Source organism: Janthinobacterium sp. BJB426, assembly GCF_002735705.1.
Taxonomy (GTDB): domain Bacteria; phylum Pseudomonadota; class Gammaproteobacteria; order Burkholderiales; family Burkholderiaceae_D; genus Janthinobacterium.
Genome location: NZ_PDZL01000007.1, coordinates 209,796 through 222,504, shown reverse-complemented (window position 1 = coordinate 222,504; position 12,709 = coordinate 209,796). Strand labels below are relative to the sequence as shown.

Genomic DNA, 12,709 nt, shown 5'->3' with positions numbered 1-12,709 from the left:
CGCAAAAAGGCGTAGCATCAAGCCATGCGTACTCCTGTTTCCCTGCTGCTCGTTGGCTTGCTCCACGGCCCAGTTGCGCTGGCGCAAACCGCGCCCGTGCCGCAGGTGAAAGTGGACGCCACGCGCGACCCCGTCGACAAATCCTACCGCAAGATGCTGCAGGGCGTGGACCGCTTCGAGCGCGACCATGCGTTGGCGCCGCAGGCGGTGCTGCGCTTTCGTTTGCTGCCACGCCAGCCCGGCGTGGACATGACGGGCGTGCAGCTGCGCATCGCCGGCGACACGGTCAGCATCCCCTTGCCCTTGGCCGAGGATAACAGCTTTGCCCCCGTGCGCCATGCGCAAGCGGCGCGCGAAGACGCCGTGCTGATCGCCAACCGCAAGGCCACCACCATGAGCTGGCGCGCGCAAGTGATCACGCCCGGCTTGCCGCCCGGCACGCGGCGCCTGGGCGATTTGCGCCTGGAATGCCGCGCCGGCATGGATTCGGGCCTGATCTCGAACGACCCGCAAATCATCGCCTGGCTGTCCAGCATGCTCTACAGCACGGACAAGGTGTGTTCCGAGCCGGACGGCAATTATCTGTTCTTCACGGACCGCCCCCTGTTCGGCGTGACCCTCGTGCATGGCGAACGCAGGGTTTCGCTACCGTTCAACATGCTGTACGCGGGCGGCGAGCAAACGACCGCCTCGCTGCCCTACTGCGATTGTCAGGTCTTGCTTGACCGCACGTATTACGCGCCCTTGTGGGACGCGAGCTGGCCCGACGATACCCTGCTGGAATTTAGCTATATGGACGAGGTGGCGCCATGAAGTGGCTCAGTGTCTTCGCGCTGGCGCTGCTGGCCGCCTGCTCCGGCACGCGCGCCTTGCAGGCAAGCAAGAACGTGCCTTACGCTACGCTGGAACAGACGGTGCAACCGGGCAGCAGCACGCGCGAACAGGTGCGCGCCGCGCTGGGCGACAGCACCGCCATCCGTTTCGACAGCGGCAATGAAATGTGGATGTACAGCTACCCGGCAGCCTCGGGCGCGCAGGGAGAATATGTGATTCTGTTTGGCGGGGATGGGGTGGTGAAGAAGGTGCGCAGCGGGGAAGTGTACCGGGTACAGAAGTAGCTCCCGCCAGCGTTGCGCTGGCGGGATGATGGTCTTAGCGTGCCTTCAGCAAGGCGCGCGACGCCACGCCCGTACCCACGCTGCGGCCCACGCCGGCAACCTTGCGCTTGGGCGACGCCTTCAATTTGAAGATGCCGATCGACTGGGCCACGCTGTCGGTGCGCTGCGCCAGGTTGGTGGCGGCCGCGGCCGCCTGCTCCACCAGCGCCGCATTCTGCTGCGTGATGCCATCCATGTGGATGACGGCCTGGTTGACTTGGCCGATGCCCTGGTTCTGTTCGCGCGTGGTCGAGGAAATCTCGTCCATCACTTCCGTCACGCGGGCGACTGAGGCGATCACCTCCGCCATGGTGGCGCCCGCATTGCTGGTCAGCACGCTGCCCGCGTTCACGGTGGCGATCGAATGGTCGATCAGGTTTTTCACCTCTTTCGCGGCCGTTGCCGAGCGCTGCGCCAGGCTGCGCACTTCGCCGGCCACGACGGCAAAGCCGCGGCCATGCTCACCCGCGCGCGCCGCTTCCACGGCCGCGTTCAAGGCGAGGATATTCGTCTGGAAGGCGATGCCGTCGATGAGGCCGATAATGTCGAGAATCTTGCGCGACGAGCTGCTGATCTCATCCATCGTGGTGACCACTTCACTGACGATGGTGCCGCCCTTGGCCGCAACAGTGGACGCCTGCGCCGCCAGATCATTGGCCGTGGCCACGTGGTCGGCGCTGTTTTGCACGGTCGACGTCAGTTCTTCCATGCTGGCCGCCGTCTGCTCCAGGCTGGACGCTTGCGATTCCGTGCGGCTGGACAGGTCCATGTTCCCCGTGGCAATCTCCGCCGTGGTGATGCGGATATCCTCGAAGTTGGCGCGTACATCGCCGATGATGCTGTGCAGATTGATATTGGTCTGGCGCAAGGCCGCCATCAATTGACCCATGTCATCGTCGCGCACCTTGTCGATGACGCCCGTCAAGTCGCCACCGGCCATCTTGCGCGCCATCGTGACGGCGTCGCCCAGCGGAGCGACGAGGGAATTGTGCAGATGGGCCCAGAAATACAACAGCAGCGCCACGGCGGCAGCAGCAGCGCCGCTGAGCCAGCTGCGCGTGGCCGTGCTCGTGTCACCGTCGATATTCCACACGGCGCAGCCGAGGATGGCCAGCACCACGCCAAAGACGATGCAATGCAGGGCCAGGTCTTGCGACAGAGTCAGCTTGCGCCACTCGGCCAGCTTGGCGGCCCAGCCCTGGCGCACGACGCGGCCATTGCGGATCGCCAGCTTGGCGGTATTTCCATCCTTAAAACTTTTATACAGGGCTGCCGCTTCGTTGATCTGCTCGCGCGTGGGCTTGGTGCGCACGGACATATAGCCGATCGGACGGCCGTTTTCGATGACGGGCGTGATATTGGCGAACACCCAATAAAAATCGCCATTCTTGCAGCGGTTCTTGACCATGCCGGTCCAGGGCATGCCCGTCTTGATCGTGTCCCACAGGTCGGCAAACGCTTCGGCCGGCATATCGGGATGGCGCAGGATATTCTGTGGTGCACCCAGCAGTTCCATTTCTGAAAAACCGCTGACTTCAATGAAATACTGATTGGCGTAATTGATGTTTCCCTGTAAATCCGTGGTGGAAACAATCGTCATGCCTTCATTTAATACGTATTCATTTTGCGTGATAGGCGTATTGACCCGCATCGTCGCTCCTCTATTTTTTTCAACTAGCATAACAAAAACATAAAAACAATATACCACATCAAGCACCCATGATATATCGCCCCGGCGACAGTGACGCCAGTCAAACAATTTAATAAAAGCCAATTTATTTATGTTTTAGAATTTACTTTGATTCAACTTGATTGATTTTATTGAAATGCAAAATTTAAATTGCGCGCACACACAATAATTAATAAAAAATTATGTATCGCTGCACCAGGCAATAAAGATGGCGTTTGCGCCGACAAAAATAGGTAAAGAAGCCGCGACCATTGCCAGCACATGACGAATCCTGCCGCCAACCATAACGCGGCAACCATGAACATTTCTTGAGGGAAAATAAAAACTGGCGCGAATGCGCCAGTGGGGGATGTGTCTCCAATCCGCGACACAGGCGCTGGAGCGCCCGTGGGGATGGCTTACTTGAACGTTTTGCGCGGTGGCGACTTCGGACGCGGTGGCGCAGGCTTGCGCTCCGTCGTGCCATCGTCCAGGCTGATGCGCAGTTTCTGACCAGAAACGACGACCGATTTCAGGTGGTCGAGGATTTCCGGCGGCATGCCTTCCGGCAGGTCCAGCACGCTGTAATTGTCAAAGATATCGATACGGCCGATATGCTTGGCTTCCAGGTTCGCTTCGTTGGCGATGGCGCCGACGATATTGCTTGGCGTTACGGCGTGCTCACGGCCCACTTCGATGCGGTACGCCGTCACGCCCGGGCGTGGACGTTCCTTCTTCGGCGCGCGCGGCGCTGCTGCTGCATCGCCCGCATCCGCTGGCGCATCCTTGAACGCTGGCGCGGACTTGGCGGCAAACGGCTTGCGCGGCGCGGCTGGCGGCGCCAGGTCCGGTGCATCGCCGTCACGGCTGATGCGCAGCTGCTGGCCCGCGACCCACACGGTTTTCAACTGGTCCAGCAATTCTTTCGGCATGCTGTCCGGCAAGTCCAGGACGCTGTAGTCGTCATAGATTTCGATGCGGCCGATGTTTTTCGAATCGATGCCCGCTTCGTTGGCGATGGCGCCCACGATATTGCCTGGTTTCACGCCATGCTGATGACCGACCTCAATGCGGAAAGTCTGCATGCCGGCGTCGGCTGGACGCTGGATGCGTTCCTTTTTCGGGAAGGCCGGGCGTTCGCCACGGTCGCTGCGCTCGTTACGGTCGAAGCGGTCGCCCCGTTCCGGACGGTCATTGCGTTCGAAACGATCCTGGCGCACAGGACGGTCGTCTTGCCACGTGGCTTGCTCGCGCGCCTTGTTCTTGTCCAGCAGCAGCGGCGTGTTGCCACGCGCCATCTTCGCCAGGGCGGCGGCAATTTCGATGGCGGGAATGTTTTGTTCGCGTTCGAAATCCTCGATCAGCGACTGGAACTGCTCCAGTTCGCCCAGGGCCAGGGTTTCGCTGATTTGTTCCTTGAACTTGGCGATACGCACGTCGTTGACGGCCTGGATCGTTGGCAGTTCCAGCATGCCGATCGGCTGACGGGTCGAACGTTCGATGGCTTTCAACAAGTTCTTTTCACGCGGGGTGATGAACAGGATCGCTTCGCCGCTGCGGCCGGCGCGGCCCGTGCGGCCGATACGGTGGGTATAGCTTTCCGGATCGTGCGGCACGTCGTAGTTGACGACGTGGCTGATGCGCTCGACGTCCAGGCCGCGGGCGGCCACGTCGGTTGCCACGAGGATGTCGATCTTGCCGTCTTTCAACTGCTGGATCGTGCGCTCGCGCTGGGCTTGCTGGATGTCGCCATTGATGGCGGCAGCCGAGAAGCCACGGGCTTGCAGCTTGCCGGCCAGCTCTTCCGTACCCAGCTTGGTGCGGGCGAAGATGATCATGCCGTCAAACGCTTCCGCTTCCAGGATGCGGGTCAGCGCGTCGAGCTTGTGCATGCCCGATACCAGCCAGTAACGCTGGCGGATGTTGTCGGCCGTGCCCGTCTTGGCGGCAACCGTCACTTCGGCCGGGTTCACTAGGTAAGTGGTGGCGATGCGCTTGATGACGGAAGGCATGGTGGCCGAGAACAGGGCCGTTTGATGGCCTTCCGGGGTTTCTTTCAAGATACGTTCGACATCGTCGATAAAGCCCATGCGCAACATTTCATCGGCTTCGTCCAGCACCAGGGTTTTCAGCTTGGACAGGTCGAGCGAACCCTTGTCCAGGTGATCGATGACGCGGCCTGGGGTGCCGACGATGACGTGCACGCCGCGGCGCAGGGCCGACAGCTGCGGGCCGTAGCTTTGGCCGCCGTAGATCGGCAGCACGTGGAAGCCGGGGATGTGGGCAGCGTACACCTGGAACGCTTCGGCGACCTGGATGGCCAGTTCGCGCGTCGGTGCCAGGACCAGGGCTTGGGGTGAGCTTTGTTTCAGATCAATGCGCGACAGGATCGGCAAGGCGAAGGCGGCGGTCTTACCCGTGCCTGTTTGCGCCTGGCCCAGCACGTCGCGGTTAGCGAGCAACAATGGAATCGTGGCCGCCTGGATAGGCGACGGTGTTTCGTAACCGACATCCTTGAGCGCGCGAATCAGCGGCTCGCTCAGGTTAAGGTCGGAAAATAAGGAAATTGGTGTATCAGACATGAAATCACTCACAAGTTCGCTCGAATCGCCCAATGCGAAAGAGTGTATCTGCTAGTTTACTCTTTACTGGACCTTACCGGGTGGCTGCATGCCGCAGAACGCCGTTTTTTGCGCCATATCTACGTAAAAAAGGCAGAAAAATCGGCGATCCGCACGCAATTGGCCCGTGATTTTGCCAACATTAAACGATACACAACAATATGCCGCCTGCGCCTGTTCTGCGTGGCAACAGCAATGGCAGGCGCCTCGCCGCCATGGCGCCCGCCCCTGTTTCAGGTGCGCAAGAACTCCAGCAAGTCCTCGTTCAGCCTATCCTTGTGCGTCGTCGCCAGGCCGTGCGGCGCGCCCGCATACACGAGCAGCTTGCTGCCGATGATGAGCTCGGCAGTGCGCCGCGCCGAGGCGGCGATCGGCACGATCTGGTCATCGTCGCCATGGATCACCAGGGTCGGCACGTCGAATTTGGCCAGGTCGCCGGTGAAATCCGTCTCGGAAAACTGCTTGATGCACAGGTAAGACGCCGGCATGCCCGCCTGCATGCCTTGCCGCCAGAAACCATCGCGCACGCCCTGCGAGGGCTTCGCATCGGGCCGGTTGTAGCCATAGAACGCCTCGCTCAGGTCGCGGAAGAATTGGCTGCGGTCAGCCTGCACGCCGGCGCGGATGGCGTCAAACGCGGACAACGGCAAGCCCAGCGGATTGTCCGGCGTCTGCAGCATCAATGGCGGCACGGCGCCCACGAGAACGGCGCCTGCCAGGCGCCCGGTGCCATGGCGGCCGATGTAGCGCGCCACTTCGCCGCCGCCCGTCGAGTGGCCGACGAGGGTGGCACCCGTCAAGTCCAGCGCGGCGATCAGCGCGGCCAGGTCGTCGGCATAGGTATCCATATCGTTGCCGCCGAACGGCTGGCTGGAGCGGCCATGGCCGCGCCGGTCGTGCGCGATGACGCGGTAGCCGCGCGAGGCCAGATAAAACATCTGGTCTTCCCACGCGTCGGACGACAAGGGCCAGCCGTGGCTGAAGACGACGGGCGGGCCGCTGCCCCAGTCCTTGTAGTGGATCAATGTGCCGTCGGCGGTACGCAGGGTATTGCTCGATTGCAAGTCAGGGGGTGTCATGGAACGCTCCTTGTCGGTGAACCAGCGGCCATTGTGGCCGCAATCGGCTTGCACGCGCCGCGCGCTACGCCAGGGCATTGCGGTAGAGTAAGATTGCCGCTGCTTTGCTTTCCCGTATTCACTTTTGGAGTTGTCATGCGTTTTCCCATCGTCCTCGCCGCCAGCCTGTTCAGCACGGCTACCTTCGCCCAACCGCTCGTTGCCGAGGCGCCCCTGCGCGCCCACCTGTCCTTCCTGGCCGACGATTTGCTGGAAGGACGCGGCACGGGCCAGCGCGGCGGCGACCTGGCCGTGCGCTACCTGGAAACACAGGCGGCCGTGGCCGGCTTGCAGCCCTTGCCGGACGGCACGTATCGCCAGGCGCTGACCATCGTCGGCAGCAAGGCCTTGCCATCGAGCACAGTGACCTTCAGCGCGGGCGGCAAGACCTTGTCTCCCGCCTTCGGCCAGGACATCGTCTTTGGCGCGGCGAATGGCCAGCAAAAAGTGGCGTTCGACGCGCCCGTCGTGTTTGCCGGCTACGGCATCCGCGCCCCGGAAGAGAACTGGGACGATTTCAAGGGTGCCGACTTAAAGGGGAAGCTGGTCATCATGATGGTCAACGACCCGCAGCCGACCACCGCCGAACCGAACCGCTTTGCCGGCAAGTCGCTGACCTGGTACGGGCGCTGGGTCTACAAGTACGAGGAAGCGCTGCGCCAGGGCGCGGCTGGCGTGCTGCTGATACACACGACGGCATCGGCGTCGTATCCGTGGTCAGTGCCGGCCAACGGTTTCGGCCATGAGCGCTTCAACCTGGCTGGCGCGGGCAATGCGATGGAAGGCTGGCTGCAGGAAGACATGGCACGCGCGTTGTTCCAGGCCGGCGGACAGGACCTGGACGCCTTGCGCGCGCAAGCGGAAACGCGCGCATTCCGCCCCGTGGCCCTGAACGCGACGGTCAAGGTGGCATTGAACAGCCAGATCCGCAGCATCGAGCAATTCAACGTGGCCGGCATCGTGCCGGGCACGGACCCGAAGCTGAAGGACGAAGCCGTCATCTACTCGGCCCACTGGGACCACCTGGGCAAGGATGACGAAGGCAGCCAACGCGCCGGACAAAGCGACCATATCTACAACGGCGCCATCGACAACGCTTCGGGCGCGGCGGCCCTGCTGGCCATGGCGCAAGTGGCCGTGAAACAACCGGCACGCCGCACGCAGATCTTCCTGTGGCCGGCCGGCGAAGAAACGGGCATGCTGGGCAGCACGGCCTATACGCGCAAGCCCCTGTGGCCACTGGCCAAGACGGCCGCCGACCTGAACCTCGACAGCATGAATTTTGTCGGCAAGACGCACGACATCGGCGTGGCCGGCGCCGAGCGCAGCAGCCTGTACGCGAGCGCCGCCAAGGTGGCCAAGCGCATGGGCCTGCGACTGGCGCCGACCATCCCCGACCTGTCCGGCGCGTTTTACCGGGCCGACCATTTTGCCTTCGCCAAGGCTGGCGTGCCCGCCTTCAACGTGGGCTCGGCCGTGTTTTCCGGCGATGGCTCGTTCGACTTCGTCCAGGAGCCGAAAGCGTCGGGCGAACGCCTGGTGGCGTTTAAAAAGGACTACCACCAGGTCACCGACGAGTACAACCCGTCGTGGGACTTGTCCGGCATGGTGCAGCAGGCGCAGTTCACCTTGAACCTCGGTTACGAAGTGGCGAACGACAAGAACTTGCCTACTTGGAACAAGGGCGAGGCGTTTGGCAAAGTAAAACGCTAGGCACCATGAAAAACACCGGCCTTGGCCGGTGTTTTTCATTCAAATCGCCATGATGCGTTTGAGGTCGACGAACGCCGTTTCATACAGGTGTTGAAATGCGCCCACCATGACTTCTTCCACGCCTTCGGCCGCGTCGAATTCGCTCGACCATTCCGCCACGCAAGAAGCGCCACCCGGTTCGCCCGTGACGCGCAGGGTAGAACGGTAGTTCTTGACGGGGATCGGGCCCGAGACGATGGTGTAGGTGTAGCTCTTGTCCGCCTCGCTGTAGCTTTGCAGGCGTTCGGCGATGATGGCGCCGTCCGTGGTTTTCAGGCGGCGCACGCGGCCGCCGTGCTCGGACAGGCTAGTCTTGATGGAGCTCGACCATTCATTCAGCGACTGGAAGCCACCGATAAAATCCCACACGCGTTCGGCGCTTGCCGCCAATGTTACAGAAACAATTACTTGGGCCATCTTTAATTCGGTTCCTCATCCAGGTTTGCCGGGCGCCGCGCCCGGCCGGCCGGAGTTGCCCGGCACAGCCGCTATTTTAGCGCCCATGCGGCTTTGCTGCTGAGCAAACCATGGCAACTGGCCAGCCTGGCGAGGCAGTCTTACAGATTTTCCGCGAGGAAAATCAAGGAATTGCCATGCGCGTGGGCGGCGGCGCGCTGCTGGTAACTGTCGCGGTGGGTGCAATTAAAACCGTGCTCGGCGCCCGGGTAGATATGGATTTCCACGTCTTGCCGGTCTTCGAAACGCTCGGCGATCTTTTGCACGGCTTCCGGCGGAATATGGCTGTCCTGGCCGCCGAAATGCATGAGCAGCGGCACCTTGATGTTGTCAGCCAGGTCCAGCTTGTTCTGGATGCCGCCGCCGTAATAGGCGATGGCGGCATCGACCAGGCCAGCCGCGGCCGTCTGGAACGACAGCCGGCCGCCGAAGCAGTAGCCGACGGAAGCCAGCTTGCCCGTCACTTCCGGGCGCGCGCGCAGGACAGCGACGGTGGCCTTGATATCGATCAAGGCATGTTCGTTATCGGTAGCCTGCATCAGCTCGACGGCGCGCTTCCAGCCGTCCGCGTCATAGCCGAGCTCGATGTGCGCGCCGGCGCGCCAGAACAGGTCGGGCACCAGCACCACGTAGCCATCGGCCGCGTACTGGTCGGCCACGGCGCGGATGTGCTCGTTGACGCCGAAAATTTCCTGCAACAGGATGATGGCGGGGCCCTTGCCCACATGCGGCACGGCCAGGTAAGCCTGGAAGCTGCCGTCCGGGCCGGCGATATCGATCCACTGCGAAGTTGTGCTCATAGGAAACTCCAGTCTGAGGTTGGGGGAGGAAATGCCACAGCCAGGCATGTTACTGGTTTTTCGCGCTGCCTGCCCCCGTCCTTGGTTCAGGCTAATACATCTCGCGCAGGTAAATCACGGGACCCGACTTGAAGACGCCAAAGACGACGGTGCCCACGGTGCTGGGCAAGTACGCAATGCCGGGCACGGAAACATCGACGCTGCCGCTCTTGCCGACGCCGGGCGCCGCCAGGGTCAGGCGTTTGCTCGGCGGCAAGATGCCCTTGTCGACCGTATAAGTAACAATAGTGTTATTGGGTAATAAAAAGTCCTTGCATACCAGGGTTTTCTTGCAATTGGCAAACACCACCAGCGTGTTGTCGAACGCACTGATGCTGTCCAGCAGACTGGTAACCCAGGTCTTGCCATCCCAGTACTGCGTCTGCACCGCCAGACGCACGGGATAGCGCTCGGAACCGTAGTCATGCGGCACCATCAGGCGGCCCGTGAGCACGGTCAGTTGCGCTTCCTTGCCATCGGCCGGCGCCGAGCTCACACTCCCGGCTGCCGGATAGGCATACGTCGCGCGCAGCAGCAGCCCCGTCGGCGATGCCAGTGCCTTTGGCTCTTTGGGCACGGCATAGGCGGCGGGGAAACTGTAGGCGATGGAGCGCGTGGCAACGCCATTGCTGAAACTGGTGACGGGTACGCCCGTCACGGCCGCAGGTGCTTTTGCCCCATCCGTCAGCGTGCTGCCCGATGGCGCCGTGGGCGGATAGCTGTTCTTCTCCGTGGCCGCGTCATACGGGACCAGCGTCACTTGCGTTTTGTTGATGACGTCATTCCTGGCGTCAAAATTCTTGGTGTCCACGCCACCCGAGGTCTGGGCGCGGATGGTCAGATCGAAAGGCTGGCGCGAATACACGGCACGGTCGCCGGCACACACGAACGGCGCGCTGCATGGGAAAGGAAACTCCGTCTTCGCCCCCCCCGGGAGGTCCACTTTCTTGACCACCAGTTCCGTCACAAAGTGGTGCGGATAGAAGAGCACGGCATCGCTCGTCCCCGGCGACGTCAGGCCGCTGCCCAGATAACCGTTTTCGTCTTGCAGCGCGGCCGTGAAATTGATCTTGCCCACTTCGGGCCAGACCAGCGGCGGCGCCGCGATGACGCCCCCTTTTTTCACGAAATCGAGATCGCCGCCGACTTCTGGATTGCTTACGCCTGTGTAGACCGGCGCCAGCAGATTACGGCCGAGCACGACTTTTTGCACGGCGACACCACTTTCGTTGCCAAAGTTTTTCGTCACGGCACCGAGCGCGTTGACGGCCGATAACGTGATGGGCGTCCCCGCCACGAGGGGCGCTGCCGCCAGGCCAGCGCGCTGCGTCGGCGCCAGCTTCGTCAACAGGAATTGCTGCGGCGCCACGATGACCGTGCCGCTGCCGCTCATGTCCAAACCTTTGTCGCTGCCGCTGTCGGGCTTGTAAGAGGCCGTCAGGAGCAGCGCTCCCGCATCGGCATACAGCATGTTCGGCTTGGCCACGCCATTGGCGCCGAACGTCACCCTCACCTTGGTGCTCGTCCCGCTGCAGCTGCTCTGGTCACTGGCCGCCAGGGCAACATAGTTATTTTTGGCGCTGTCAAAGATGCGCGCAGGCAATGTACCCGCATTCGGATTGCTGTACGCGCAACTCAGGTTCAAATCCTTGCTCTGGCCGGCGAACATGGGCACGCAAACGTCCCTATTGCCGGACGAGGTCTGCAAGGCGCTGATTTCCAGTGCGCCCGCCTCTTCCGCGTAGCGCGGAGCGCCGCTCACCTGGAAGCCGCTGGAGAGAAAGCTGATCTGGCAATTGCTCGTGCTGCCGCCGCTCTTGCACACCAGCGCCCCCGTCGTGGCGGGCGTGCTGACCAGGCCGAGGGTGGCGATGCCCACCGTAGTCTGGCGCACCGTGACATTGGGGTTGATGCCGCTGGTATCGATCTGCGTCGGCTCGCCGCCCGGGCTGACGGTGACATTCACGCCATTTTTGTAGACCGCGCTGCAACTGGCATCGGCGCAGGCTGTCACCGTCACCGTGGGCACCTGGCAAGTGAGCGCCGTCAGCGGGTGCTCGATCTGGAAATGGTGCAGTCCGCTCGGCGTACCGGGTCCGCATTTCGGCCCCATCGGTTCATTGAAGGCCCAGCCGCTGTTGTTCGTCACGCAGCTGCACGGGTTCGATGGCGTATACGCCTTGCAGGTGATGGTTTGCTGCACCCGGCCCTGCCAGCCCAGGGTGATGTGGTCGACCTTGGCGTTGCCCGTGATATAGGCGTTGGACGAGTCGAGCGTCACCTGGCCGGCGTCCACATTGCCCTTGATGCCATTGCCTGAGGCGATCGACAAGGAATTACTGGCGTCCACGTCCCCCGTGACGAGCAGGCCGGACGCCTTCAGGTCGATCGTCGGCGATTTCAGGTTGCCCGTCACCTGGCTGCCGGAACCGATGGTCAGCGATACGCTGGCCGTGATATCGCCCTGGATGCGGGTACTGGCGGGCAGGATATTGACGACGGTGCCGCTGATCGGCCCGTTGATGACGGAACCGGAGGCGATTTCCACGGGGCCCTTGGCGCTGATCTTGCCCGTCACCTTGACGTTGTTCGAGCCCATCTTGATGGTCGTGGCGGAAATATTTGCCGTGATGGTCTGTTCCTGAGAACCCATGAGGAAAGTGCCGCCCTCCGCTGTCAGGTTGCCGCCCGTAACTTTCAGGTTCGGCGGATTGATGTCCTTGATATCGAGATTGCCCTTGACCGTCAGCGTGGCATTGCCGCTCATCGTCAAGCCCTGGTTGTAGCTCATCGCCAGCGAACTGTTGACCGTCACGGCATACGCGCTGCCGATGACGATGACGTCGGTGGAGCTCAGCGCCAGCGAGGCGCACGTGTATTGCAAGCCATCCTGGCTCTGGCTGCAGTTGCTGACGGTGCCGCCATTGAAGTTGAGCGTGGCCGCGTGGGCAAGGGATGAGCCCAGCAGCAATGTCAGGGCGGCAAAAATGTGAAGTAAGCGCACGATATCGAGGAATCCGGTGGGTGGGGAGCCAGCGGGCGCGCCAATTATTTCATGCTAACCTACGCCATCGCTGTTGTTGCATTATGGCAGTAT

General features: G+C 62.0%; 9 protein-coding genes. 3 read left to right on the top strand and 6 right to left on the bottom strand.

The window, feature by feature from the left end; translation table 11 throughout:
* Nucleotides 1-24 precede the first annotated feature (24 nt).
* Both CSQ93_RS14165 and bamE read left to right on the top strand, forming a co-directional pair.
* Complete coding sequence (locus tag CSQ93_RS14165; protein WP_099378579.1) at nucleotides 25-813, top strand: hypothetical protein; 789 nt, start codon at nucleotides 25-27, stop codon at nucleotides 811-813.
* Nucleotides 810-1,118: an outer membrane protein assembly factor BamE domain-containing protein gene (bamE, locus tag CSQ93_RS14160; RefSeq protein WP_099378578.1), complete on the top strand. Its 309-nt coding sequence runs from the start codon at nucleotides 810-812 to the stop codon at nucleotides 1,116-1,118. The genes CSQ93_RS14165 and bamE overlap by 4 nt, the downstream gene beginning before the upstream one ends.
* A gap of 34 nt (nucleotides 1,119-1,152) precedes the next feature.
* Here the strand turns inward: bamE and CSQ93_RS14155 are convergent, their stop codons facing one another.
* From CSQ93_RS14155 to CSQ93_RS14145, 3 genes are all read right to left on the bottom strand, one after another.
* Nucleotides 1,153-2,808 carry a methyl-accepting chemotaxis protein gene (locus tag CSQ93_RS14155; RefSeq protein WP_099378577.1) on the bottom strand — a complete coding sequence of 552 codons (1,656 nt, stop codon included), beginning with the start codon at nucleotides 2,806-2,808 and terminating at the stop codon, nucleotides 1,153-1,155.
* Between the two features lie 437 nt (nucleotides 2,809-3,245).
* Entirely contained in the window at nucleotides 3,246-5,408 is a 2,163-nt protein-coding gene (locus CSQ93_RS14150; RefSeq protein ID WP_099378637.1) for a DEAD/DEAH box helicase, read from the bottom strand.
* A 272-nt stretch (nucleotides 5,409-5,680) separates the two neighbouring features.
* A complete protein-coding gene (locus CSQ93_RS14145) occupies nucleotides 5,681-6,526 on the bottom strand; it encodes an alpha/beta fold hydrolase (protein WP_099378636.1) in 846 nt (281 codons plus the stop codon).
* Between the two features lie 135 nt (nucleotides 6,527-6,661).
* On the opposite strand from CSQ93_RS14145, the gene CSQ93_RS14140 reads away from it, so the two are divergent.
* Nucleotides 6,662-8,278, top strand: a complete 1,617-nt coding sequence (locus tag CSQ93_RS14140) for a M28 family peptidase (protein ID WP_099378576.1) — start codon at nucleotides 6,662-6,664, stop codon at nucleotides 8,276-8,278.
* Between the two features lie 39 nt (nucleotides 8,279-8,317).
* Here the strand turns inward: CSQ93_RS14140 and CSQ93_RS14135 are convergent, their stop codons facing one another.
* The 3 genes from CSQ93_RS14135 to CSQ93_RS14125 form a co-directional block, all read right to left on the bottom strand.
* Nucleotides 8,318-8,734 (bottom strand): SRPBCC family protein, encoded by a 417-nt coding sequence (locus CSQ93_RS14135; RefSeq protein WP_099378575.1) that lies wholly within the window; start codon nucleotides 8,732-8,734, stop codon nucleotides 8,318-8,320.
* A 140-nt stretch (nucleotides 8,735-8,874) separates the two neighbouring features.
* Entirely contained in the window at nucleotides 8,875-9,573 is a 699-nt protein-coding gene (locus CSQ93_RS14130; protein ID WP_099378574.1) for a dienelactone hydrolase family protein, read from the bottom strand.
* Between the two features lie 91 nt (nucleotides 9,574-9,664).
* Nucleotides 9,665-12,616, bottom strand: a complete 2,952-nt coding sequence (locus CSQ93_RS14125; protein WP_158301229.1) for a polymer-forming cytoskeletal protein — start codon at nucleotides 12,614-12,616, stop codon at nucleotides 9,665-9,667.
* Between the last annotated feature and the right edge of the window lie 93 nt (nucleotides 12,617-12,709).